Source organism: Treponema sp. OMZ 798, assembly GCF_024181385.1.
In the GTDB taxonomy this organism is placed as follows: Bacteria; Spirochaetota; Spirochaetia; order Treponematales; family Treponemataceae; genus Treponema_B.
In genome coordinates this window covers 1,240,272-1,266,362 of record NZ_CP051305.1, presented here as the reverse complement: position 1 = coordinate 1,266,362, position 26,091 = coordinate 1,240,272, and the positions used below count along the sequence as shown (strand labels likewise).

General features: G+C 38.6%; 22 protein-coding genes. 14 read left to right on the top strand and 8 right to left on the bottom strand.

Features of this window, described 5'->3' with window-relative positions; translation table 11 throughout:
- Window positions 1–6: 6 nt before the first annotated feature.
- The 3 genes from E4O07_RS05970 to E4O07_RS05960 form a co-directional block, all read right to left on the bottom strand.
- Window positions 7–546 (bottom strand): hypothetical protein, encoded by a 540-nt coding sequence (locus tag E4O07_RS05970; RefSeq protein ID WP_253687935.1) that lies wholly within the window; start codon window positions 544–546, stop codon window positions 7–9.
- A gap of 74 nt (window positions 547–620) precedes the next feature.
- Entirely contained in the window at window positions 621–1,622 is a 1,002-nt protein-coding gene (locus tag E4O07_RS05965; protein WP_253687934.1) for a DHH family phosphoesterase, read from the bottom strand.
- Between the two features lie 69 nt (window positions 1,623–1,691).
- The gene (locus E4O07_RS05960; RefSeq protein WP_253687933.1) at window positions 1,692–2,111 is read right to left on the bottom strand and encodes a hypothetical protein; all 420 of its coding nucleotides are present in this window, start codon (window positions 2,109–2,111) and stop codon (window positions 1,692–1,694) included.
- A 142-nt stretch (window positions 2,112–2,253) separates the two neighbouring features.
- Between E4O07_RS05960 and E4O07_RS05955 the strand changes: the two genes are divergently transcribed.
- The 4 genes from E4O07_RS05955 to E4O07_RS05940 all read left to right on the top strand — a co-directional run bounded on the left by E4O07_RS05955 (window position 2,254) and on the right by E4O07_RS05940 (window position 6,457).
- Entirely contained in the window at window positions 2,254–3,390 is a 1,137-nt protein-coding gene (locus E4O07_RS05955) for a hypothetical protein (protein ID WP_253687932.1), read from the top strand.
- A 112-nt stretch (window positions 3,391–3,502) separates the two neighbouring features.
- A complete protein-coding gene (locus E4O07_RS05950) occupies window positions 3,503–5,260 on the top strand; it encodes an aminopeptidase P family protein (RefSeq protein ID WP_253687931.1) in 1,758 nt (585 codons plus the stop codon).
- 105 nt (window positions 5,261–5,365) lie between these two features.
- On the top strand, window positions 5,366–5,590 hold the full coding sequence (locus E4O07_RS05945) for a hypothetical protein (protein ID WP_253687930.1): 225 nt from the start codon (window positions 5,366–5,368) through the stop codon (window positions 5,588–5,590).
- A gap of 123 nt (window positions 5,591–5,713) precedes the next feature.
- Complete coding sequence (locus tag E4O07_RS05940) at window positions 5,714–6,457, top strand: YebC/PmpR family DNA-binding transcriptional regulator (RefSeq protein WP_253687929.1); 744 nt, start codon at window positions 5,714–5,716, stop codon at window positions 6,455–6,457.
- An 89-nt stretch (window positions 6,458–6,546) separates the two neighbouring features.
- On the opposite strand, the gene gap is transcribed toward E4O07_RS05940, so the two are convergent.
- The 3 genes from gap to E4O07_RS05925 all read right to left on the bottom strand — a co-directional run bounded on the left by gap (window position 6,547) and on the right by E4O07_RS05925 (window position 9,683).
- A complete protein-coding gene (gap, locus tag E4O07_RS05935) occupies window positions 6,547–7,596 on the bottom strand; it encodes a type I glyceraldehyde-3-phosphate dehydrogenase (RefSeq protein ID WP_253687928.1) in 1,050 nt (349 codons plus the stop codon).
- Window positions 7,597–7,683: 87 nt separating this feature from the next.
- Window positions 7,684–8,526, bottom strand: coding sequence for a hypothetical protein (locus tag E4O07_RS05930; RefSeq protein WP_253687927.1), 843 nt, complete (start codon window positions 8,524–8,526; stop codon window positions 7,684–7,686).
- The gene (locus E4O07_RS05925; RefSeq protein ID WP_253687926.1) at window positions 8,526–9,683 is read right to left on the bottom strand and encodes a hypothetical protein; all 1,158 of its coding nucleotides are present in this window, start codon (window positions 9,681–9,683) and stop codon (window positions 8,526–8,528) included. Before E4O07_RS05925 ends, E4O07_RS05930 begins: the two co-directional genes overlap by 1 nt.
- 130 nt (window positions 9,684–9,813) lie before the next feature.
- Here E4O07_RS05925 and E4O07_RS05920 point away from each other — a divergent pair, with 130 nt between their 5' ends.
- From E4O07_RS05920 to E4O07_RS05905, 4 genes are read left to right on the top strand one after another with little or no spacing between them, the layout of a single operon-like run.
- Window positions 9,814–12,231: a chemotaxis protein CheA gene (locus E4O07_RS05920; RefSeq protein ID WP_253687925.1), complete on the top strand. Its 2,418-nt coding sequence runs from the start codon at window positions 9,814–9,816 to the stop codon at window positions 12,229–12,231.
- Between the two features lie 16 nt (window positions 12,232–12,247).
- Window positions 12,248–13,585, top strand: coding sequence for a CheR family methyltransferase (locus E4O07_RS05915; protein ID WP_253687924.1), 1,338 nt, complete (start codon window positions 12,248–12,250; stop codon window positions 13,583–13,585).
- A 24-nt stretch (window positions 13,586–13,609) separates the two neighbouring features.
- Complete coding sequence (locus E4O07_RS05910; protein ID WP_253687923.1) at window positions 13,610–14,074, top strand: chemotaxis protein CheX; 465 nt, start codon at window positions 13,610–13,612, stop codon at window positions 14,072–14,074.
- 21 nt (window positions 14,075–14,095) lie between these two features.
- Window positions 14,096–14,536, top strand: a complete 441-nt coding sequence (locus E4O07_RS05905) for a response regulator (RefSeq protein WP_002668975.1) — start codon at window positions 14,096–14,098, stop codon at window positions 14,534–14,536.
- A gap of 30 nt (window positions 14,537–14,566) precedes the next feature.
- Here the strand turns inward: E4O07_RS05905 and E4O07_RS05900 are convergent, their stop codons facing one another.
- Window positions 14,567–15,187, bottom strand: coding sequence for a helix-turn-helix domain-containing protein (locus E4O07_RS05900; protein ID WP_253687922.1), 621 nt, complete (start codon window positions 15,185–15,187; stop codon window positions 14,567–14,569).
- 118 nt (window positions 15,188–15,305) lie between these two features.
- Here E4O07_RS05900 and E4O07_RS05895 point away from each other — a divergent pair, with 118 nt between their 5' ends.
- The 4 genes from E4O07_RS05895 to E4O07_RS05880 are packed head-to-tail and all read left to right on the top strand — an operon-like array spanning window position 15,306 to window position 21,867.
- Entirely contained in the window at window positions 15,306–18,251 is a 2,946-nt protein-coding gene (locus E4O07_RS05895; protein WP_253687921.1) for an AAA family ATPase, read from the top strand.
- A complete protein-coding gene (locus E4O07_RS05890) occupies window positions 18,232–18,648 on the top strand; it encodes a hypothetical protein (RefSeq protein ID WP_253687920.1) in 417 nt (138 codons plus the stop codon). The genes E4O07_RS05895 and E4O07_RS05890 overlap by 20 nt, the downstream gene beginning before the upstream one ends.
- Window positions 18,645–20,180 (top strand): outer membrane protein assembly factor BamD, encoded by a 1,536-nt coding sequence (gene bamD, locus E4O07_RS05885; RefSeq protein WP_253687919.1) that lies wholly within the window; start codon window positions 18,645–18,647, stop codon window positions 20,178–20,180. Before E4O07_RS05890 ends, bamD begins: the two co-directional genes overlap by 4 nt.
- Window position 20,181: 1 nt before the next feature.
- The gene (locus tag E4O07_RS05880) at window positions 20,182–21,867 is read left to right on the top strand and encodes a leucine-rich repeat protein (RefSeq protein WP_253687918.1); all 1,686 of its coding nucleotides are present in this window, start codon (window positions 20,182–20,184) and stop codon (window positions 21,865–21,867) included.
- A 3-nt stretch (window positions 21,868–21,870) separates the two neighbouring features.
- Here the strand turns inward: E4O07_RS05880 and E4O07_RS05875 are convergent, their stop codons facing one another.
- Window positions 21,871–22,629 (bottom strand): helix-turn-helix transcriptional regulator, encoded by a 759-nt coding sequence (locus E4O07_RS05875; protein WP_253687917.1) that lies wholly within the window; start codon window positions 22,627–22,629, stop codon window positions 21,871–21,873.
- A 42-nt stretch (window positions 22,630–22,671) separates the two neighbouring features.
- On the opposite strand from E4O07_RS05875, the gene E4O07_RS05870 reads away from it, so the two are divergent.
- Window positions 22,672–22,824 (top strand): hypothetical protein, encoded by a 153-nt coding sequence (locus E4O07_RS05870; protein WP_253687916.1) that lies wholly within the window; start codon window positions 22,672–22,674, stop codon window positions 22,822–22,824.
- Between the two features lie 90 nt (window positions 22,825–22,914).
- Window positions 22,915–26,082: an InlB B-repeat-containing protein gene (locus tag E4O07_RS05865; RefSeq protein WP_253687915.1), complete on the top strand. Its 3,168-nt coding sequence runs from the start codon at window positions 22,915–22,917 to the stop codon at window positions 26,080–26,082.
- Window positions 26,083–26,091 lie beyond the last annotated feature (9 nt).

The following is a 26,091-nucleotide window of genomic DNA, read 5'->3' as shown; positions in this document are numbered from 1 at the left end:
AATTTACTATTCATCTTCTATATCAGCGGGATCTTTTAGTATGTTTGAATCAAAAAGACGGGAAAGCTCCCTTTCCGAATACCGTTTTGATATTGAAAAATTATCTCTTACAATTTCAATGGTTTCCTTATCAAGTATTAGCTTTTTTTCATCTCTAAGATAGACAGCAAAATCTTCAAAAACGGAAAGAGGCAGCCAAGGAAAAGCTATTTCAAAGATATTAAACCATTGGCAATAGGGAAGGGTTGTCTCTCTATTTATAAGGATACCCTGATCTTTTAGTTTATCGCGTTCTTCAGGTTTAAGGGTAAACATTTTTTGATTTAGGAGTTCACAATATTCTTGAGTAGAAAAAAGAGCTCCTACCTTCCTTATTAAATCCATTTTATAAACTGAGGGTATATCCGCTAAAATAGATGCCGTAACTACGTTCATACCTTCAGATACAATTTCAAAAGGTTTTTTGCTCTCATTAGAGGCCATCTCCATAGTACGTTTGATATCGCCTTTTTCCAATAGCGGAAACAAAATTTCATCATTGTTCAAAGCTCATTCTCCCATAAACAATTTAATTATAAAAAATATTTTACCACATTATCTTAAAAAAAACAATGTAAAATTTACATTTGAGTTCCAAAGGCTTCAACAAACTTTGGAATCAAATCATCAAATTTTCCTTCTATGTACAAGCCTGATGCCTGTTTATGCCCGCCGCCGCCGAAGGAGGAGGCTATCTTGCTTACATCAATCTTATCCAAGGATCTAAATCCCACTGAACAATGGCTTGGAGATTCTTGGCGTACTATGCAGATAGCTTCAACCCCTTCCACCGTCTGAATCAGCTGGTACAATATATCGGAATCTCTGCCTTCAAGGCCGAATTCCATTAAATCATCATAAGTTTCATATGAAATAACAAGCTTTCCGTCATAATAGGTCTTCATTCTGTTTAGGATTCGAGAAATAAGGAGGCGCGATTCAAATTTTTTGCCTCCATTCATTTTCATAAAGGTTTGTTTTGGATTGGCTCCGGCTTCAATAAGCCGGGAGGCATGGGCAAAAACTTGAGCACTTCTTTCATCCAAATGTCTAAAAAATCCTGTATCTGTACAAAGACCGAAAAACAAGGCATCTGCTTCTTCCTTTGTCAATTTTTCTCCCATTTCTTCAATTATTGACTGAATTAGATAGGTTGTAGAAGGTGCATCCGGCATTATAAGAGAGGTATCGGACTTTTCCGTATTGGTAGCATGATGATCGATTATGATATACTTAAAACTTCTGATAAGATCTGCTATTTCACCTACGCGGTCAAAGCCTGAGCAGTCAAGGATTATCAGCCCTGTAGTTTGAGGGTTTATCTTATCGGAAATTTCCAGTTTATCGGTAAAAAGATTTTCATATTCCTTTATTTCGATACGCTTAAAAGGACCTGCCGACATTAAAATACAATTTTTATTTTTTCTCTTCAAAAAGAAAGACATTGCAAGACAGCTTCCAATACAGTCACCATCTGGCTCTTTATGACCTGCAATTATAAAATTCTCATATGTATTTAAAAATTCCAGCAATTTTTGCGGAACTAAAGGTTTGCTGATTGTTGAGCTGTTATTGTTATGCATGTATTCCTCATAAAATTCCTCTAAGGTACACACCTTAGAGGATATAGATAGCTTAGGTTGTGTTAGATGTTAAAATTTTAGTTCAAGACTTTCTACGCCGTCAAATTTACCGTCATATTGGTTTGGCGCTTTTAATGCACCCCATATCGGGCTTCCCAAGTCTCTGGGAGCTGCTATTTTGATGTGATCAAATTTTCCGTCTTTAAGATAAAAAGATAAATATGGGTTAACTCTGGTGTTTACCAATTCCATTTTAGCTCTACCATCTTGAGGTTCAAGCCAAGATTTCGGAATAAAGACTTCTGCATGTTTTAATCCGGCTCTTCGGTAAATAACATAAAACCCCTTTGAATGTGCAAAGATTTTTAAAATTTGCACATTTACATAGTAAACGTCTGCTTCATCAACCTTTTGTGAAAAAGCCGGGGCAATGGTAAAAAGTGAAAAAATTAGAACTAAAAAGACCAAGCTTAGTATTGATTTCTTCATATATTCCTCCAGTTACAACATTATACACATAAGTTATGAATTTTGCAAGTGTAAAATTGTAAAAACTTACAATATTGACAAAGACTTAAAAAAAATGTTATTTTCTTACTTTAATTAATAAAAATAAATTCGGGAAAAAATTATGGATAAAATTGTTTTACTTGAAGTTAATAATTCAAAACTATTGAATGAATTTGCTCTTTTACCTTTTGAGTTGTATAAGAATGATAGTTCATGGATACCGCCTATTATAAGCGAGTATAAAAAATATGTGTCGGGAACCGATAATTCTTTATGTGATGCAGGACCTCACGTAAAGATAGTTGCTCAAATCGACGGAAAAACAGTAGGCCGTATTTTGTACGGAATTGACGGTAAATTGAATGAATATAAAAAAATTCGGGTCGGTTATATTTCGCAATTTGAGTGTATTGAAGATTATGCCGTCGCCGAAAAAATGCTTGATGCTGCAAAAAAATGGTTTTTGGAAAAAGGTATGGATAGAATTAAAGGACCTCTTTCTCTTCCGGGAGGGGAAGATAACCGGGGATTTATTACCGATAATTTTGAAAACCGCACATATATAATGAATACCTATAACAAAAAATATTATAACGACTTTTTTATAAGGTTCGGGTTCGAAAAATATTGGGATTGCTATGCTTATCATGCCCGTTTTGATGATGTCGATGCAAGCCGATATGTACGATTAGCTCCTTTGGTAGAAAAGCGCTATGGTTTTCATGTAGATCATATTGACTTAAAAAAGAATGTTAAGCGGGATATAGGAGATGTTCACACAATTCTTTTAAATTCCGAACCTGAAGAATGGGAAGACTTTATGCCCATGACCCGTAAAGAAATTGATATGGTTTTAAAACAGCTGATATCTTTCGCCGATGAGGAATTGATTTTTATTGCGAGAACAGCTGATGGCAGTCCCATAGGTTTTAATGTTACTCTTCCCGATTATAATGATGTATTGAAGCACCTCAAAGGTAAGCTTTTTCCCTTAGGTATTTTTAAATTCCTTTATTATAAACGTAAAATGAGACGTCTTAGAACTTTTGTTTTATTTGTTGATCCTAAATATCGTAATAAAGGCGTTTCGGCCGCCATTTATTCACGCCTTTATCAGGCTGCAATAAAAAAAGGATATTTGGAAGGAGAAGGTTCTACTATTTGGGAATACAATATTCCCATGATTACCGACATCGAAAAAACAGGGGCAAAGAGGGATATAGTTTATAGAATTTATCAATATCATTTGAACCGATAAACGTTTTATTAAATTTACATAGTAAATGGTTTACATATTAAAAGGCTTTACATAAAATATAAATAGTATTATACTCTCAAGACATAAAATTATATTTTAAAGGATGGTTTATATGAATATACGAGATAGAGTTGCCGCTCTAAGGCAAAAAATGAAGGAGCATTCTTTAAGTGCTTATTTGATCCCTTCTTCCGATCCTCATCAGAGTGAATATTTACCCGAAAACTATAAAACACGCGAGTTTATTTCGGGTTTTACGGGATCTGCAGGAACCGTTCTTGTTACCAAGGATAAGGCTATTTTATGGACGGACGGCCGTTACTTTTTACAGGCTGAAAAGCAGCTTGAAGGATCCGGAATTGAACTTTATAAAATGATGGAGCCGGGGGTTCCCACCGTAAACGAGTTTTTAAAATCCGCTTTAAAACCGGGTGAAAAACTCGGAATGGATGGTAGGGTTGTATCTGTTTACAGCTTTGATTCTATGCAAAAAGAGCTTGGTGGTATTGAACTTGTTACAGATATCGACCTAATAGGCGAAATCTGGAAAGACCGTCCTCAGGCTGTTTTAAGTGAAGCTTTTATCTTAGAGGAAAAATACACAGGAAAATCCGCAAAAGAAAAGATTGAAGAAGTCCGCTACATGCTTACCGAAAAAAAAGCCGATTCTACGGTTATCGGAGCCCTTGAAGATGTCTGCTATCTTTTTAATGTCCGCGGAAGAGATGTAAGATGTAATCCTGTTGTTACCGCTTATGCAATAGTCGATAAAACTAGGGCAATTATTTTTATTTCGTCGAAACAGTTAACCGACGAGGTTAAATCATACTTTGCTTCTCAAGGGGTTACGGTAATGGGGTATGAAGATGTCTTTGCAGAAGCCGCAAAACTTACAGGAAAAGTTTACATAGATCCTTCAAGAACAAATGTGTATTTGTACAGCCAAATCAAAGCAAATGTTGAAAAAGGTTTAAATCTAACCTCAACGCTTAAAGCAATAAAAAATGCCGTTGAGCTTAAAAACTTCGATGACGCTATGGAAAAAGACGGCGCCGCAATGGTAAAAATCCTAAAATGGGTAGAGGAAAATGCAGGAAAAGGTATTACAGAATGGGATGTAAGCGAAAAACTCTTAAAATTCAGGGCAGAAGGCAAGGACTTTTTAGAAGAAAGTTTTGAGACCATCTCAGGCTACGGCCCCAACGGTGCCATCATTCACTATGCGCCTTCCCCTGCCGAATCTGCAAAACTTCAACCTAAGAGTTTCTTGCTTTTGGACAGCGGAGGACAGTATCTAAACGGTACAACAGATATTACTAGAACCATAAAACTTGGAGAGCTTACAGAGCAGGAAAAAACGGACTATACACTTGTTTTAAAAGCCCATATTTCTCTTGCCCGTGCCAAATTTAAGGCCGGAACTACAGGCCATGCTATCGATACCATTCCAAGAGAACACCTTTGGGCTAGAGGACGTGATTACAAACACGGTACAGGCCACGGGGTAGGTTATGTGCTTTCCGTACATGAGGGACCTCAATCGATTTCAAGCCGCTTTTTAGATGTTCCTATGAAACTTGGTATGGTAACCTCCAATGAGCCCGGGCTCTATGTTGCAGGAAGTCACGGGATTCGCATTGAAAGCTTGATCGTTACTACCGAATTTGCAAAAACAGATGACGGAGAGTTCTATCAGTTTAAGACAATTACCCTCTGTCCTATTGATACGAGACCCATTGTCCCCGGAATTCTATCGGATGAGGATATTAATTGGCTAAACGAATATCACAAAGAAGTTCGTGAAAGGCTTAGTCCCTATTTGGATGAAGCCCATAAGGCCTTTTTAGTAGATAGAACTAAGGCTATTTAAGAGATTTTCTTTTAAATTTAAAAAAATCGTTTTTTTTACTCGACAAAGTATGAAAAATGATATAGAATGTTATATATTGATATAAACGATATAAGGAGTATTATTATGAAAACATTAAATTGTGATATTTGTAGAAAAGAGCTGGTAAATCCTATCACAGAAAGGACTTATTGGCATATCCGCGAATATGATGTATGTGAAGCTTGCAAAGATGCTATTGAGTTCAAATTAAGGCCTGTAGTCCGCAAGCATTTTCCTTATTCACAAGATTGGTATGAACATGAGTTCATGGCTCTGGTTGAAAAGGGAATTGCCGCAAGACGCCCATAAGAGTGCTGATTAAAAAAAGACCCGATTACATATCGGGTCTTTTTTTTCATAGCTCCATTGACATATTTTGCTTTTTTGTGTAATATTAATCTCTATTTTTTTATAAAAGAGTAAGGAGTTTTCATGTCAGGACATAGTAAATGGGCTACAATTAAACATGCCAAAGGTGCAGCTGATGCTAAAAGAGGTCAGTTGTTTACTAAATTTATCAAAGAAATTTCAATTGCTGCAAAAATGGGAGGCGGAGATCCTGCTACCAACCCGCGGCTTAGAACAGCTGTTTTAAAAGCTCGTGCTGCAAACATGCCTAAAGACAACATAGAAAGAGCAATTAAAAAGGGTACCGGAGAACTTGGTGCCGTAAACTATGAAGAGCTTTTGTACGAAGGCTACGGCCCGGGCGGAGTTGCCGTTTTGGTTGAAGTTCTAACGGACAATAAAAACAGAACAGCAGCCAGTGTTCGAAATATTTTTACAAAGAGCGGCGGAAACTTGGGAGCAACAGGTTCCGTAGCTTATATGTTTAACCGAAAAGGTGTTATAGAATACGATGCCGAAGTGGTAAGCGAAGAAGCCATCATGGAAGCAGCTCTTGAAGCCGGTGCAGAAGACATTGCGGCTGAAGACGGCGTTATTACCGTTACGACAGATCCCAACGACTTTGCCTCTGTTCTTGAAGCCTTACAGGAAAAGGGCTTTGAATCGGTGTCTGCTGCCGTTTCGATGGTTCCCGATACCTATGTAGCCTTGGATGCCGATACAACGCAAAAAGCCTTAAAAATGATCGATAAGTTGGAAGAAGATGATGATGTTCAAACCGTTTCTTCAAATATCGAAATCCCCGAAGGCTTTGAGATGCCGGAATAAGCTTTAAAAACTCTTATAAGAGAAAAGCCCTTGCAGCTTAAACGAAAATTGCAAGGGCTTTTTTATTTTACTTTAATTTTAACGGATTTTTACTTTGTTATAAATTTAAGTAAATCTATTACTCTGTTGGAATAACCCCACTCATTATCATACCACGAAACAAGTTTAAAGAATCTCTTTTCACCGGGAAGGTTGTTTTGTAAGGTTGCCTTGCTGTCATAGATTGAAGAATGAGCATCATGGATAATGTCTGTAGAAACAATTTCTTCATCACAATAGGCTAAAACACCCTTTAGATAGCTTTCTGAAGCTTTTTTGATAGCTGCATCGATTTCTTCGATGGAGGTATCTTTTTCGGTACGTATTGTTAAGTCAACAACAGAACCTGTGGGGGTAGGAACCCTAAAGGACATGCCGGTCAGCTTTCCCTTTGTAGTCGGCAGAACTTCTCCTACAGCCTTTGCCGCCCCTGTGGTTGAGGGGATAATATTTACGGCTGCAGCCCGTCCGCCTCTCCAGTCTTTGAGAGAAACTCCGTCTACCGTCTTTTGAGTTGCCGTGTAGGCGTGGATGGTTGTCATAAGACCTGTTTCAATGCCGAAGCCTTCTTTTAAAAGCACATGAACTACGGGAGCCAAGCAGTTTGTTGTACAGCTTGCATTTGAAACTACATGATGCTCTGATGCCTTGTACTCGTTTTCGTTGACGCCCATAACAAAGGTTTTAATGGGTTTTGAAGGATCTTTACTTTTTCCGGGAGCGGAAATAATAACTTTTTTTGCTCCGGCTTCAATATGCTCATAGGCCTTTTCATTTGTGTAAATACCGGTACTTTCAATTACTACCTCTATTCCGAGTTCTTTCCACGGTAATTGTGCAGGAGTCAAACCTTTTCCCGATATACATTTAATTTTGTGTCCGTTTACTACAAGCACATCATCTCCGTCAGTGCCTATTTCGGCATTCATTTTGCCTTGAACCGAATCATATTTTAGTTGATAGGCAAAATACTTTGCATCCGTTGAAAGATCAACAACTGCAACAACATCGAATTTGTCTTTTCCAAGCAAATTTTGATTTACCAAGGCTTGAAAAACAAGTCTTCCGATTCTTCCGAATCCGTTGATAGCTACTTTCATAAAAACTCCTCATTTTTTATTTTTTTTATATTAACCTATATTAGGTTATATGTCAACTTTATTTAGGCTCATTTTGTTCAAGCCCCCCTAGTTAAAGTTTAGCATAATACCGGCTTCAGCATTGAAAAAAAACTTTTTTATCCGGCTGCCGGCCTTTGTTAAAGAAAAAGAAAATACCGAAGCTCCAAAATTAACGAACCACGCAATATCGCTGGAAATAGAATGATTTACCCCGGTTTCCAATACAATATCGGCTATTTTTTCGTTTATTGATCCTGTCTTTTGAAAATGGTTTATTCTATAAATTATATTTAAAGGGATTCTTATTCCGGAGGGTTTTGAATAGGAAACCGTATAAAATCCTATATCGGCGATTGAAATATGTGTTTCTTCCAAATCTTCAACAATACTCTTGTTTTTTTGACTCAACTTTATTGATGCAATTATGTTTGGAAATCTCCAGCCCAAATCAAAGTGTCCGTCTTGCAAGTACACATTTTTAGTTTTTACCGATGCTAAAGGAATCGAAAAATTTGTATCTAACGAGGTAAAAAATCCTATTGGTAATTTAAAGGATAAGGATGTTCCCAAGCCGGGCTGAAAGATGGTGCTTACATTTTTATTGTCAAATCCTGCGTTAAATACGCTCAAGGTTGGTCCTATCGAGATATTTATCATATCGGTTGTATAAGCTATTCTTCCCCAGATTATGTTCCCGATACCTAAATATCTTTGAACAGCTAATTTTCCGTTTACATTTTTACCCAGATCTTCATTTAAAATCAACTTAAAGCCGAAGTCAGGTATTTTTCCTGTAGGACCCTTTGAGTTAAAGGGTGTGTTTCCTACGTTTATAGATGCCGTAACATCAAGAGAAAACAAAATACTCACGCATGTAAAAAAAACTAAAATACCTAGTATCTTTTTCATTAGTACACCGCCTTTATTGATATTTGTGCCGTTATCATTTTTGATATATCTTTATAAAGCAAGGGATTTACAGGAAGACGAAAATCCAGTGTAAAGCCGTCTGCCCTTAGGGTATAAAAAGGACTGATTAAAAATGAGAATGGGGTTATCATTGTGGGTTTTAAGGGGTTCACCGTTCCCATCATATTGATTCCGCCTTCCATATTTTTTGTTTCAAGATTTCCAAGGCTTACATCAGCACTTAAACCGGTAAAAAAAGAATCTTTTAATGAGGGATCATTGATGCTTTGAGGAAGTAAAAAGATGGGAGACACAAAACAGGCTATGCTTGATCTTATAAAATCTTTTTTTATTCTTGCCTCGAATGATGCATAGAAGTTGGAAGTAAAGTCTTTAACATTAATATTTTCAATCTTTATTTCTGCTATACCTGATTCGGTAAAAAAGTCATAACTGTCATCTGCCTGAAAAAGCATTGCAATACCTGTTCTAAATTTTGTTTTTACCGCATTTTTTGGAAAGGATGCTCCTGCAAAAAAATCAAAGGCAAAAAAGTCAAAGGCTCCGCCTATTCTAAAATCCGACTTGATCTGAAGTTTATCTTCCAGTTTTTCATTCCAAGACAGGTATGTTCCAAGATAAAAACCTGAAAAAAAGGCTCCATAAATTCCGAACCCTGTTCCTTGTACAAAATTGCGCGGGCGGAAAGCCGAAGCAGGATGATAGCGTCTAAATTTGGGATCCGGCATCTTTACTTTAAGGTGCTCTTGTAAAATGGAGTCTGAGCCTAAGGTATCATATATTCCTGTAAATATTGCAAGAGAAAGAGGCAAATTTTGTATTTTAGGGAAATTGAGGGAAGCTCCCAAAAAGCGGAAATTTCCGTTGAATTTCGGATCTTGCGCAGGATAAAGAAAATCTATGAGCCTGTCAATGTTTGCATCAATGTTCATATCAAAGTAAAATTTATTAGACGGTTCCATCCTGAGTTTGACCAGCAGAATAGAGTCGGCTGTCATGTATGGTTTGGTAGTTAAACTGTAAAAAGTATTGGTGTTTTCAAAATAAGGAACCGAAAACCCTTGGGAAAAAACAAGGGAAGTTTTTATTAAAAAGAAGAACAATAAAAATTGTATTTTTTTACCTTTGATACTCATATTTGCATATTTTACAATAAATTTTAAAAAAAATCTAGTTAAGTTTTAAAAAAAGCTCTTATAAATAAAAAAACCGAAAAAAAGCAATTTTCTTCTTGACTAATATTGTAAATAGTATAGAATATATTGTATGAGTGATTATCTTGACATCAATAACGAAGAACTTTTAAAAGATTTTTTCAGTGAAGCTGAACAACAGGTCGAAATACTTGAAAGTAATGTTTTAGTTATAGAACAAAATCCCGAAGACCGTAATGCCGTCGATGAGATATTTAGAGCTGCTCATACTTTAAAGGGCGGATCTGCTACTGTAGAGATGACTGAACTGTCTAAATTTACGCACGCAATGGAAGATCTTCTTGATGAGATTAGAAGCGGTTCCGTTAGGGTAACTGAAGAAACGGTAGATTTGCTTTTAAAGTCCATAGATATAATTAAGCTTATGTTGGATGCCAGGGCTTCAGGTTCAATATACTCGGATGATGTGTCCTGTATTGTAAATCAATTAAGATCATTTATACCTGAAAAGACTGATAAAAAGAGCAGTAAGGCTTCAGCTCTTAAGGTTTCCGTTCCTACTTCCGCACCTCCCGTTGCTTCACCTAAAGCTCAGACTCCGGCTTCAAGTTTGGATGTCAAAGATTATTTTTCGGAATATGAAATTCTTGAATTGGCAGAGACTATTCAAAAAGGTGAAGACCTATATGCAGTCATCGTAAAATTCGATGAATCAAATTTAATGAATTCGGTAGGCGGTATTCAGGTTTTTGCTGCATTAAAAGACTACGGCAGTGTTTTAAAAACGGTTCCGGACTTTGATGCCTTATATGAAGACGAATTCCATGAAACAGTAATTTATTTTTTATCTTCGGCATCGGACAGCAAAATATTGGAAAAGGCTGCCTTTATAGGAGATGTTACTCTCTCTGCAAGTGCCGAAAGACTTCAAATCAAAGAGGAAGCTCACGAAACTTATAAGCCTGCACAGTCTGCTCCTGCAAAGGCTCCCGATGCGAGTGTTTCCGGAATAAAAGTTTCCGAAAAGGCAGAGGAAAAAGCTGTTGAAGAAGCTCAGGACCAGCCTTCTAAATCCGTAGAAAAAACTGAGAAAAAACAATCTCAACCAAGCGCTCAAGGAAGCGGACATTCTTCATCGGGTTCCATATTGCGTGTAGATGCAAACAGAATAGATTATCTTTTGAACTTGGTAAGTGAGACAGTTATAACTAAGGCTTCTTTAAATCAAAGTACAATTGAATTTACCGAACTCTACGATAAATTTCAAAATTCCAGTACAATTTACAAGGATAAAACGAGAAGACTATTGGATAAGATGCCCGAATATCTTGAAAAGATTCAGCAGGGCTATGATATTAATTCTATAAAGCAGGATGTTTTAAACGAGTACTCAAGCCTTTTGGAAGTATTCGGAGATTTTGATTCTTCAATGAAGGCAGCCGTTACAAAGTTTAAGTCTTCGTCGCAAAACTTAGGCCGTATTTCCGGCGAGCTTCAAGAAGGGGTTATGAAGATCCGAATGGTTCCCATCAGTCAGATTTTCAGCCGCTTCCCGCGTGTAGTTCGAGATCTTTCAAGAGATTTAAATAAAAATGTTCAGCTGGTTATTGAAGGTGAAGATACCGAACTTGATAAGTCGGTTGTTGAAGACCTGCTTGATCCTATAATGCACTGTGTAAGAAACTCTCTTGATCACGGTGTTGAATCTCCTGAGGTAAGAAAAAGCCTCGGTAAGTCTGAGCAAGGCATCCTTCTTCTTAAAGCCAGCAATGAAGGCAATATGATCGTTATCGAAGTTGCAGATGACGGCCATGGAATTGATGTTGAAGCCGTAAAGCAAAAAGCCGTTGAACGGGGTATTTTACATCCGAATAAGACTCTTACCGATGTTGAAGCTTTTCAGCTTGTTTTTGCACCCGGTTTTTCGACAAGTAAAACTATTTCGAGCGTATCAGGCCGCGGTGTAGGTCTTGATGTAGTTAAGACCCATATAGAAAAATTAAACGGAACGGTTATGGTGGAGTCCGAACCCAATGTCGGAACCCGCTTTATCATAAAACTTCCCTTGACATTGGCTATTATACAAGGGCTTTTAATTAGGGTAGGAGACGAGGTTTATTCGATTCCGATTACTTCGGTTATAGAAAGTCATAGGGTAAAACCGGATGAAATTAACCGCATAGATAATTATGAAGTTTTTAACGTCCGCGATGAGGTATACAGCCTGTTAAGGCTTAACCGCCTGTTCGGTATTACATCGGCAGAAACCGATGATGACGGGTATAATTATATAGTTGTTGTCGGAACCGAAGAGAAAAAAGTAGGTCTTATGGTAGACAGCTTGATTGGTGAAGAAGCTGTTGTAATAAAACCATTGAAAGATCAATTTACTAATTCTCCGGGAATTGCCGGTGCTTCTATTTTAGGCGACGGCTCCGTTTCGTTGATTATAGATGTTGCACAGCTGCTTGAGCTCGGCTTAAAGCAGGAAATGCAGGCTAGGGAGCGCCGCGAGGCTTCAATTTGGTAGGTTAAGGAAAGACATTATGGAAGAAATGAAAGAACTAAAGGTAAATGCAGGCTTAGGCATAGGAGATACGGATTCTCTACATGATCAGATGATTGTCGTAGATTTTAAGATGGTAACTTTTTCCCTAGCCGGTAAGGACTATGCAATAGATATTATGCGTGTTAAGGAAATAGCAAAGGCCGGAAACTTTACCTATGTACCCAATACTTCTCCATTTGTATTGGGTGTATACAACCTCCGGGGCGATATAATTCCGATAATTGATTTGCGTATTTTCTTTAATATTCCGGTACCTGCTCGCAAAAAAAATCAGCCTGAAAGTATGGTTATAATAAATGTTCAAGATCAGACCTTCGGCGTTGTAGTAGACTTTATCGATAAGGTAGTGGGTGTATCCAGCAGTACCATTCAGCCACCGCATCCTATCTTCGGTGATATAAATATCAAATATATTCACGGTGTTGTAGAAAACGGAGGCCGCTTATATATTCTGCTTGATGTAGATAAGATATTTGCCTCACGTCAACAAAAAGAAGAAGTTAAGGAAGATTTGACTCCTGTTGCGGCGAGTGTGGTAAGGGAACCTGTAAAGCTTCAGGTGGGCCAGTCTTCAGAAAATTTGGATATAAAATTCATAGGCGATACCTTATCCGCTATGGGTAAATTCTATATTTCTGCCGTTAATGAAAATTGGGTCAAGGAGAGATATTTAGAGTGGAAGGATATGCGTCCTTCAGGGAACTTGCAAATTCAATCGGAAAACGATGCCGGAGAATTTTTATCGTCTTTCTTGTCGCCTTTTACAAAACGTTTTTGGAGCGAGGCCTATATAAATGCTTATTATAAAATGCTCCCCGAAAATACTTCTTCCGTAATTAATGTTTGGTGTATAGGATGCGGTCAGGGATACGAAGCATACAGTCTTGCCGTTCTATTAAGAATGCGTTATCCGCGTGCTCACATAAAGATTTTTGCAAATGATTCGGATTTGTTGGCTATTTCAAATGCTCCTATGCTTTCGGTTCCCGATGAGGTTGCTTCGGGTATTTATGAGCCCTATATTACAAAGACTGCTTCCGGAAGTTTGACATTTTTAAAAGAGATAAAGGATATGATTCTTTTTGAGTACCATGATTGTACTCATCAAAATGTCGTTCCCGATATAGATATAATTGTTGCAAGAGATGTTTTGTCTTTTATGAATCCCAATGTTCAGAGAACTATGATAGAAGAATTTAGGGAAAAACTGAAAAATTCCGGACTTATAATTCTGGGTCATAATGAGGCAATGCCCAAGCAAGATGGTTGGCTGCGAAACAGCTCCGGTGATATTGTAATTTTTACAAAAGAATAAATATAAAAGGATAAGGAGAAATAAATGCGTGTAGAGTATATTAATCCGTTTAGCGAAGCTGCTTACAATATCCTGTCACAAGTTTTGAGTGAGGATATAAAACGCGGCGACTTGTACCTAAAATCGACTTGTATGCCGGTTATGGGTGTCGCAGCCATTGTCGGTCTTGCCGGGGATGTTGAGGGCCGGGTTATATTTGATATGACCTTGGACACAGCTTTAAAGATTGCCTCTGCAATGAATAACGAAGAGTTGACAGAATTTGATGAGCTTGCTCGCGCAACGATTACGGAATTGGCTAATCTTATTACGGCACAAGCTGTAACAAAGCTTCATGATTTAGGATTTAAGTTTGACCTAACTCCTCCGGCTTTGTTCACAGGCGATAATATGAAGATATCCAATAACGATATTGAGGCTTTAATAGTTCCGATGACTGCCCCTCAGGGTAAAGTAGAAATCAACGTTGCAATTCGTGATCGAGTATAAGAAAATTAAAGGAGTTTTATTATGATATCAAAACAGGACTTTCCCAATATTAACGAGAGGGCACCTGAAGGGAAAAAACCGGATGGAACACCTTACAAGATTTTGGTTGTTGATGATTCTATATTTGTTACAAAGCAAATCGGACAGATATTGAATAGTGAAGGCTATGAGGTTGTTGCTACCGCTGTTGACGGATTTGAGGGCGTTGAAAAATATAAAGAACTATGTCCCAATGTTGACCTCGTAACAATGGATATTACGATGCCTAAAATGGACGGTCTAACCGCCTTAGAGCAGATAATGGCCTTTGATAAAAATGCCAAGGTTGTTATGATAAGTGCTCTCGGAAAGGAAGAACTTGTAAAAAAAGCTCTTTTGCTTGGAGCCAAAAACTATATCGTAAAGCCGCTTGACCGCAAAAAGGTTTTGGAGCGTGTCGCCGGTGTCCTAGGTATTTCCTAATCTTTATAAAAGAGGCTTAAATCTAATGGTTTAAGCCTCTTTTTTTAGTTTTATCAGTCTGTAACGCTTGTTTGCTTTTAAGATTGTATATCTATTGCTAAAACTTTCTTTGAGGGACTTTTTTAGATTATAAACATGATTGTAGATGCTGTTTTGTTTTGAAGGAATTTTTTCTCCCCAAAAAATTGTGCTTATCTCTTCATCGCTTAGCCCTTTTTGCCTGTTTATAAGTAAATGCTTTAGCAAGATTCCGGACTTTTTAGGCAGACTATAGATATAGTCCTTATTAAAATCCGGCCGTCTTTTACATTTTGCAAGAATAATTTTGAGGATTTTTTCGTTTCCTCTTATATTTTCAGGTATTAAGGAAGAGCTTACTATATTGATATTTTTTATATTATAGCAATCTTCGTGAATATAGCTGCAAATTGTAATATCCTTGTATATCTTTTTTAACAATTGAGCTTCATTTAAGCTATAATGACTTAATTCTTTTTTTGCTACAATTATTGCATCCAATTCCGGATCCAAATAATTACATATAAATTTGCTGCCGTTTTCTGCAGCAATAGTTATAATTCCATGATTTTCCAACTTTTCACACAAAAAAGCGAGAGTTTCTATTTTTCTATCAAAAACTAATACTTTCATAATACCATTTTATCGGAAAAACTATTCTATCCCTTAAAAACTTTTCAATTCCTAATGACAAACAAGCAAATAAATTGTATAATCTCTTATATGTACATGTTAAAAGGATGTTCGGGTTATGTTTCTTAAAAGTCTTGAAATTTTCGGATTTAAGTCCTTTCCCGATAGAGTAAAAATTGAATTTGCAGATGGTATAACAGCCCTCCTAGGTCCCAACGGCTGCGGAAAGAGTAATGTAGTGGATGCCGTAAAATGGGTACTTGGAGAACAATCGTCCCGTACCTTACGTGCCGATAAAATGGAAGACGTTATCTTTAACGGTACCGAAAAGAGGAATCAGCTTAATGTTGCAGAAGTAACATTGACTATAAGCAATGAAAAGGGTCTTTTGAATTTGGATTTAAGCGAAATAGCTATAAAGAGGCGTCTTTATCGTTCAGGGGAAAGCGAGTATTTTATAAATAATCAGCCGGCAAAACTGCGTGAAATTAGAGAGCTTTTTTGGGATACGGGAGTTGGGAAAGCTGCATATTCAGTTATGGAGCAGGGTAAAATCGATCAGATCCTTTCGAGCAAGCCTGAGGAGAGGCGTTATCTCTTTGAAGAGGCTGCCGGTATAACAAAATTTAAGGTAAAAAGACAGGATGCTGAAAGAAAGCTCGAAAAAACCCAAGAAAATATGAAGCAGATTGAAGCTGCTTTGGCAGAGGTACGCAGATCCTATGATACCCTGAAAATTCAATCGGAACAGACGATTAAGTACCGGGAGCTAAAGGATTCTCTTTTTGAACACGAAAGGGATATTCAGCTTTTACGCTTAAAAAGCTTTGTAGACGGGCTTGCCGCAAAAAAGCAAAGCTTAAAAGAAGCCTCCGAAAAGAGAGATGCCATACAGGAACAAATTGACGGTATTCACGGACTCCTTTCCGAAAATATGGATATTGTAAACGAGATGGAAGAAAAGTTTAATGCTTACCGTACAAAGGTACTAAACCTAGCCATCGAACAAAAGGGTAAGCAGGAGCAGGTTCAAATTTACAATAAACGCCGTTCCGAGCTAAAACTAAAGTTAAATCAACTTGAAGCAAAGACCTCTTCGACGAAGGAAAATATTGAAAGCCTAGAGGAAGACATTTCCGAAAAAAATGCCGATGTTTTTGAGTTTAAAAAACAGGTTACTGCAATCGAGAAAAACGCTGAAGAGTTTGAAAAAAACATAGACTTGGCAAGCCATCAGATTACTTCAAACAAGGAAGAAGTAAAAGGGCTTGAAGACGATATAAAACGGCTTGACGATATGAGAGGGGCTATGGAGCTTGAGTTAAAGTCCATAACCGAGGATATCGTTACCGAGCTCGATAAAAATTTAAGATCTGCCGGTTATTCATCGGCAAATAGGTTAGAGGCTGAAAAAGACTTGGATGGGGCCTTAAACCGTTTAAAAGTTTTAATTACCGGAAAAAAAGCTATATTTTCGGACTTTGCCTCTATAGAAAATCATTCTGCAGATGATGTAAAAAAATTCGCAGAAGATTCCGTTCAAAGTTTTTCATCCCTTTTATCTATAAGCGATGAAATTCAAAATGCTCTTGAAAAGTATAAAAAATCCTCGGCAGGCTTTATTGACGAATTTTTGGCTCCGGAAGGTATCATTACAAAAAAAAGAGCAGTCGATACCGCTATCTTGGAAAACAGGCAATCTATCGAAAATAACCGCACTAAAATTGCAGGGCTGATAGAAGAAAATAACGAGCTTTCCGTCAAGATAAACGACTACCGCAAAACCCTTGAAGACCTGCGAGTAAACAGAGCAAGGATAGATGCTCAGGCAAAAAATGCCGAAGATCAGGTTAAGCTTTTAGAGCGCCAGCTTTCTTCGGAGAAAAAAATGCTCCATGACCTTGAAAGCGAATTTTTTACCGAAGAAAAACAGTTAAAGCAAACGGAAGAAGATATTTCGGAACTTGAAGGCGAGATAAATTCTTTGGAGTATGAGGGAAGAAAGATAAGTGCCGAGCTCGAAAAACTTGAAAACGAAATCTCGATAAAAAACTCCGACCTTGCCAGCAAGAGGGGAAAGGTTGATAAACTCACTGCAGAACTTTCAAAGGCAAATTCTCTTTTGGAAAAATTCCACTTTGATCTTGCAGGGATTGAAGCCGATATTCGTAACACAAAGGAAAATTTCAGGGAAAAACATTCCAGAGAACTTATGGAATTTGAAGAAAGGATGTTTACCATTACCTCATCGGTAAACGACCTTAGAGAAAGCCTTTCTTCGATTAAGCAAAAACTTGATTCTTTGGGCAGAGTAAACTTTATGGCTCCCGAAGAATTCGAAAGCGTTAAAGAGCGTTATGAATTTTTAAATAAACATATAAGCGATCTTGATAAGGCTCGTGCAGACTTGCAGCGTATTACCGACGAAATAACGGCCGAATCTACCGAGCTTTTTTTGGACACCTACAATAAGATTAAAAAGAATTTTCATAATATGTTTAGGCGGCTTTTCGGAGGAGGAAGAGCCGAAATACGCTTAACAGATCCGAAAAATGTGCTTGAATCGGGAATAGAAATTTTTGCTCAGCCTCCCGGTAAAAAACTTGAAAATATAAATCTCTTATCGGGCGGTGAAAAATCCATGACTGCGGTAGCCCTTTTATTTGCAACCTATATGGTAAAGCCGTCTCCATTCTGTCTTCTCGATGAAATTGATGCGGCTCTCGATGAACAAAACGTTACCAGGTTTGTTACGACTCTTCGTGAATTTGCAAATGTCAGCCAATACATAGTTATTACTCATAATAAAAAGACTGTTTTGGGTGCAAATGCCATGCTCGGTGTTACCATGGAAGAATCGGGGGTTTCAAAGGTTATAGCCATAAGGCTGGATAACGAAACGGAGCTTGAATCAAAAACTATAGACTTGGTTAACGAGCCCTTTGTAGAAGAAGAAGTTGAACCGGAGGAGGGAATCTATATTCCGCCCCATCCGCCTAAGAGGATAAAAACCGTAAACGGTGAGGAGGAAGTTTCAGAAAAAGATGATAGACTTGAAGAGTAAGATAAACGGTATTTTCACAAGTGTTCGAGAGTTTTTTTCTAATAACAGGAAGGCGGTTGTTATAATTGTATGCATCTTGATTTTTATCTTAATTTTAAGCCTCTTATTGATTTTATTTTTACAAAAAAAAGATAATACATCATATTCGGAAACAAAAAGAACTGTCTTATCATCTAAAAATTCGGATTTTAAGTCCGGTAAGGTTAATGCAGATAAACTGCAAATAATAGATGAACCTCTATATCTTTCGCCTATTCAGTTTTCACGGGAACAACGTAAAATATGGGAGAAAGAAGAGGTTGACTATTGGTATGAGCCTCCTACGGAAAAGGATATGGAGGCACTGCATAAACAGAATAAAAAACTTGCCGATAAAATATTGGAGGCTGCTCCATGAAATTTTCAATACGCGTTACATTAATTGTATTTTTGATTTTTATCTTTTTTAATTCCTGTGCAAGTACAAAAAAAAATACAGGTGAAAATTTAATTGAAGATAAAAAAAACGAAGATATGGCGGGGAATGTTTCCGATACTGAAGCTCCCAAGGATTCTGAAAATCTTAAGAATTCCGAAAAGATTATAATTATGAAAATACCTGAAAACTCTCAACAAGGACAGGGTATTTTGCCTAAAAAAAATACGGATAGTCTTTTGAACAATAATGATTTACAATTGAAGCCTAAAGCCGATTCGGCTGAATCCGTTTCTGATCCTAAACCTATCACCGATAAGCCGGCATTGGAGCTTATACTTGACGGTGAAGATGAAAATGAGCCTGTTCCTTTAGCTGAGAAGCCTGAGGTAAAAAAAACCGAGACTTCTGTTCCTCCTGCCCCCGATAAGCCGCTTATAAGTGTTCCGGATAAAAAACAAGTCGTAAAGCCTGCCGAGGCTCCTAATAAGACTACAAAGCCTGAAATTAAAGAAAAAACTTTAGAAAAAAGCGGAACAGGTTCAGATACTGCTCCCTTAGTTACAAAAACAGAACCTCCTGCCGCAAAAGTTGAATCTGCTGCCGCAGAAGTAAAACCTCCTGTCTCAGAAGCTTCCGGTGTTAATGATAAGGATATTGTAAATGAAAAAATGAAAGAGCTTGAACCTGACCGTGTTTTTTCGGAATTCCCGAGTACTGAGCCGGATGATTCAAAAGAACAAAAGGCTTCCCGCTCCGTAAAACTATATGAAGGTCAAAGACTTGAAGTTGTTTATCCCGGAGAGGGCTGGGTCTACTTAGGCGAGTCTTCTGCACAAAAAGGCATAAGGTATCAACAAAGAAAACTTCAAAACGGTACATCTATATTCCATTTTGGTATGGCAAATGAAGGCTCATATATTCTTAACTTTTCGCATTTTGATGTTTTTTCGGACAACTTTATTTCTGATTCTGTTGCCGTTCATGTTGAAAAGGCAAAAACAAAGCTGAATGATACGGTTAAGGCACCTGATTATAAGGGGACTGTAAGTAGAACAGAAAACAAACCGGATTTAAAAAAGGAAAACCGGTATGGGGATAAGGCAGGAACTCCATTAAAGCCTGACTCTTCATCTAAAAAAGATGAGAATGCAAAGGTTTATGATTCTCCCGATCTTGTAACAGTAACCGAAAAGGAAGAATCTAAAACAGACGGACAAAAAATTACATCCCCTTCCGAATTCTTGGACATGATAAGAGGGTATATTTCTGAGGGAAATTCGGCAGAGGCCTTAAATTCGGCAGATAGTTTTTTAAAAAACTATTCCGAAAATTTGGATGAGGCCTTGTTTTTACGCGGTCAGGCTTATGAACTAAACGGGCCGAATAAAAACGTAAAAAAAGCCCTGGAAGCCTATCAAACCTTAACCAAGGCCTATCCTGAAAGTAAGTTCTGGGATAAGGCAGATGCAAGGATAAGGTACATCAAAAAATTCTATATCGATATAAAGTAAAATGAATCAAATAAAGAAAGAAGGATTAGCCCTTATAAAGGTTTTTATTATGACAGCCGTATGTATGTTGCCGTTGTTATTTGTAAGTCCTCTTATAGCAGAAGAAACTGATGAAATACAGACACTTCGTGAGGATGCTGAAAAAGGACATGCTTGGGCTCAATACGATCTTGGCTTTATGTATAAGGAAGGTCGGGGTGTAGAGCAAAGTTATGAACAAGCTGTCTATTGGTATAATAAAGCTGCTGAACAGGGATTTGCCGAGGCACAGAATAATCTCGGCTTTATGTATAAGGAAGGTCTGGGTGTAGAGCAGAGTTATAAGTCAGCCGTTTACTGGTACCGTAAGGCCGCCGAGCAGAAACTTGCTGAGGCACAGTTTAATCTTGGAAATATGTACTTTGACGGCTTAGGTCTTGCAAAAAACGCCGAAAAAGCCGCAGAATGGTACCTAAAAGCAGCGGACCAAGGGCTGGCAAAGGCAGCGAATAAACTCGGCTGGATGCACCACAAGGGTGTCGGGGTTCGGCAAAATGATGAGAAAGCAGTCTACTGGCACCGCAAAGCAGCGGAACAGGGTAATGCCGAAGGACAGTTTAATCTTGGCTGGCTTTATTATGAGGGAATAGGGGTAAAAAAAGATTATAAGAAAGCTGCCGAATGGTTTGGTAAAGCAGCGGAGCAGGGACTGGCTGAGGCTCAAGCAAGACTTAAGGAATTAGAAGATCTGATAAAGAAAAACCGCAATCCCCTGCTGATTATCGATAAAGACGGCACGCTCACCGGACTTACCGATAAAACAAAACTAAAAGGAAAACTTGTGCTTCCTACAGAGGTTAAAAAAATAGGTGAGAATGTTTTTTACGACTGTAAGGATTTAACTGAAATCGATTTTTCTGCCTGTACAGATCTTACCGAAATCGGTAACGGGGCTTTTGAAAGCTGCATTGGCTTAACTGAAGTCAATTTATCTGCAAGTCTTACTAAAATCGGAGACGGAGCTTTTTACGATTGTATCAGCTTAACTAAAGTTGACTTCCCTGTAAGTCTTACTGAAATTGGTCAGGGGGCTTTTGAAAGCTGTACCGGTTTGACGGAAATCGACTTTTCTGCTTGTATAGATATTAGCAAAATCGGCGATGGGGCTTTTAACGGCTGTACCGATTTATCTGAAATTCGCCTGCCTGCAACTCTTACCAAAATTGGTGAAGGATCTTTTGCAGACTGCACTAATTTACATACGCTTGTAGTCGATCCTGCGAATCCGGTTTATTGCAGTAAAGATAATATTATATACACAAAGAATATGAACAAACTTATATGTGCACCCGGAAGCCTTACTCAAGTTTCCATACCTGATACTGTTATTGAAATCGGTGGATGGGCTTTTTACGGCTGTACAGGCTTACCTGAAGTCCGCCTGCCTGCAAGTCTTATTGAGATCGATAACGGGGCTTTTGAAAGCTGTACCGGCTTAACTGAAGTCAATTTACCTGCAAGTCTTACCAAAATCGGAGAAAGGGCTTTTTTAGACTGCATAAACTTAACAAAGATAGACTTATCTTTATGTACAAGTCTTACCTTCATCGGACCGCAGGCTTTTAAAAATATTTCACCGGATGCACAGTTTACGATACCAACGGAAGAGGTTAAAAAACTGCTTAAAGACAGTGCTGAAGCTCCCTAAATATTATTCTATTCTGTACTGTAATAAAAGAATACGCAGGGCTTCCCGGTTTGCAACTCCCAAACTTTTACAGGCCGAAGCCATATCTTTTTTTACGACAGAAGTACTTACGTGGAATTCGGCCGACAGTTCTTCATAAGTTTTTCCGTTCATAATCGAGCCTAAAATAAAGTCCTTTTGGCGTTCGGAGATACCATATTCGGCCAGTTTTAAAACACTGCCCTTGGGCGGAAGATTTACTTCGGTAGAAACTATTTCGGTAGGCGGCAAAAGATAAGAGAGGTTTGCTTCCAGTTTTTTATATAGGCATACAAGAAGTCCGAAATAAAAACCGGTCAAAGTAATTTCAAAAATAAAATATCTTATACTGAAAGAAAAATACAAACCGATGCTGATAAGAAGCCAATAAATTGTAAGAGCCGCAATTTTTTGTTTATAATAGGTTTTAAAATCCCCGTTTACAAAAACCATAACACAGCCTGCCGCAAAAAGAAGAGTGCCGATACCCACGAATCCCATGTGTGCAGTAACTCCGGCTTCCATAAAAAACATCAAATAGTTGAGAATATTATTTTTGGGTTTTATAAAAAGAATCAGGCAAAAAAACAGACAAATACAGTTAATGACAATATCAATCCAAAGAACGACCGGAAGAAACCCATCCAGCGGAAAGTTATTGGTAATATTCATAACTATTGCAGTGCTTAATACGAAAATTCCCAACAAATACATAATACGGCCGGCATTAAAAAACTTCTTCATACTTTTGATTATAGTAGTATTAAAAAAAAATAGCAATACCTGATGAAAAATGTACAAGGATGTCCGTTCATTTACCGCACAGGATGTGCGGTGGTTTCCATATTTGCAAGTTTTAGCCTGTGGCTAAAACTTGAAGCTCAAAATCGGACACGGATGTCCGATTTTGAGCAGGTAACCAAAGTTCTTTTTTGGTAACCATGGTTCTTTTTGCCGTTTATCCCCTGTTTTTTATATAATTTTGTTGTATTTTTGGGTATAATTCAAAAGACTAGGGAGAGTGAGTTTATGCGTAAGTTTAAAGCTTTTTTGATTGTAATTACGGTTTTACTGCTTTTAAGTGCCTGTGATCACTTTTTTTCGGATATTGAAAGAGATCTTGAATATTGGTCATCTACCGTGCTAATTACCGGAAACGAAATTCCCGCAGCCGGAACGGACAACGAGGGGTATCCTTGTTTGCCGAGTGCCGGAGATAAAACCATAATCTTAAAACTTACAAATCCTCAAAAATACATACTTAAAATCCCCGGTGCTCAAGGCTCGCCTTCGGACATTGTAGTCTTTGAAAGCGGTGTAAAAGGTGCCGACGGTATGAATGCGCCTAGGGCAGAAATAGATTACTATTTTAGACAAACATCTTCCGACCGCATCGAATTGATATATAAAAAAGCCTTTTTAAAATATTCCGAGTGGGGCAGTCAAAACTTAAGCCCTACAATCACCCTTTACAATAAAGAAGGCCGAAAGTTTGAGCAAAAATACACATTTAAACTGCGTGCCAATACCCCGCCTCTCGCCTTAGAATACAAAGCCCTGTGCAAAACGCAAGGAGCTGACGGAAAAAGCTATTACGTACTTTGCTTTGAAGTAAAAGATATGGATAAAAAAGCGGGGTCCGGAAGTACCGAGCTTTTACACAAAGACATAGCGTCAATTACCCTTACTCCGCAAGGCGGAACGGCTCAAACCCTTCCTCTAACAGTAGACGGAAGCGGCTTTAACATAGGCAATTCGGGCATTCTTTTACCTGCCGCAAGCGTGAAAAAACTGGAAGCCGGCGATGTAAACCAGGGAGTTACCATAGATGACACGCCGACAGAAAACTGGATAATCTATTTAAAAACCGATGTAGAAGTAAGAGGCCCCTCAAAAGAATACACCCTTAAACTGACTGACGAAAAAGGCTTAACCTCCCCCGAAATAAAGAAAAGCACGGCAACAAACAAACTGCCGCCCGTTGAGCTGTATCACAACAATACCCAAATAATGCAAGATTCCGAGAATTCTCCGCATCAAATAAACACCGATATGGCAATTACTTTACAGGCACGGGCAAAAGAAGGGGCAAGCATAACCGGAACTATAAAAAAAAAGGTGTCGGGTTCAAACAACTGGAACGGCGCAGGCTCTGTTTTGGGCACAACACCTGCCGATTTTACCTTACCGGCTCTTGAAAATAACGAAAGCGGAGCCATATACAAAATCACATTAAACGCAAGTGCGGCGGGCTATGCCGAAAGCGAATCTAAAACCTTCTTTGTCAAATTGGTTAAACAATTTAGTGCCTTAACACCGCAAACGCTTACCATACACGGACAAAATGCTTTCGGCGGTTCCGTTACCCTGCCGTATACGACAGCTACGGTACAAAAAAGCGATATCGTTCTTAAATTTAACGAACACACGAATATTCCGTTCACAATAGAACCTTCTGCAGGGCTCAACTTAACAGCAGGAGTTCCCCAAAATCTTACCATAAATGTTGCAGCAAGTCCGGAAAATTATCCTGCATGGTCAAAAACGGTAAGTGTAACCCGTGCACAAAACGACGTTGCAAATTTGGCGAGCTTTAAGCTGAACGGAGAACTTAAAACAGCTCCTTTTACTTCCGAATACACGGTGGCTTCAACTACGGCAAGAGTAACGGACTTTATGTTTGACGCTAACAGCACGGGAGCAACGGCAAGCGTAAGTCCCGGCGGAAACGCAAACATACCCGCAAACGGTGGAACGCAGTTTATCATTACAGTAAAAGCTCAAAACGGTACACAAAGTATGATAACCTTTACCGTAAAACGCAAAACCTACCCCGTAACGTTTAGTGTACAAGGCGGCCAGGGAGGCAGTCTGAAAGGTATGTATAACGGCTCCCATCAAACAGCAAGCGGAAGCAACAGCCCAAGCTTCAACGTATCGCACGGCGAAAGCGTAACCTTTATCGCAAAGCCCGAAAAAGGCTGGGATATAGAAAGCTGGACGGGCGTAACGGCAAGTTCGCCTAACACCGCAACTCTCACGGTGGATGGCGATAAAACCGTAACGGTCAAGTTTAAACCGGGTGAATTCAATTTAGCAGGCGGCGGCAGCGATGCGTGGAAACAGCTTAAAGAAGAAGCGGCAAAACCGTACGGTGCCCACACAATCGTCATTAAAGGGGAAATAAAAGCGACCGGCGGAGAAAATAAGGGCGAAATTAAGCTCGGCAGAGACCTTACCATAAAGGGCAAAAACTCCGCCGTTTTGGACGCAAATAACCAGTCGCGTATTTTCAAAGTGGAAAGCGGTAAAACACTCACCCTTGAAAACATAACGCTTAAAAACGGCAATGCGGGCGGCGGTAACGGCGGCGGCGTATATGTCAATGCCGGGGGTACGCTTATTATGAAAGACTCAAGCACGATCACCGGCTGTAGTGCAAGTAAGGGCGGCGGCGTATATGTAGACGGAACCTTTAAAATGCAAGGCGGCGCAAAAGTTGACGAAAACAACGAAGTATATTTGGAAACCAATAAAAGCATTACCGTAACCGGCGCATTGACACACAGACCCGCCGCACGGATAACGCCTAACGAGTATACCGACGGCAGAGTCCTTGCAACGGGTGCCGCTGCCGAAAGAGATAACTTTAAAGTAACACCCAAAAACGGCACCGAATATTGGCGGTATAAAAAGAAGGGCGACGTTATAAAGTTTGTAAAAGCGGAATTGAAGGTTACCTTTGTGAAGATAAAATGCGTAAAGAATAAAGATATCGGCGGCAAAGCCGAATATTATTGGACGATGAAAGTTGACGGGGTTATGGTAGATGATCAATTTGATGCGAACAGCACATGTGAGCTCGCAACCGGACAGATACATACCATCGATAAAAGCTTTACCCGGACATTCAAATACTTCCCTGCAGGTATTGAAATACCGGTAAATATCGAAATTTACGAAGAAGACAACGGTCCTGATGATCATATCGGTACGACCAAGGCAAAGCTGACGTATCATTACAATCATGACGCATGGCAATGGGGGTATGTAGCTAATGGTCATGAGAACGGAAACCAAGGACTAAATGGTTATAAATTGATAACTGAAGGCGATGAAGTGGAATTTACGGAAGAATACCGGCACAACGACGGCGACACCGATGTTACGATTAAAATACGCTGGCAAGATGAATAATGCAATGGG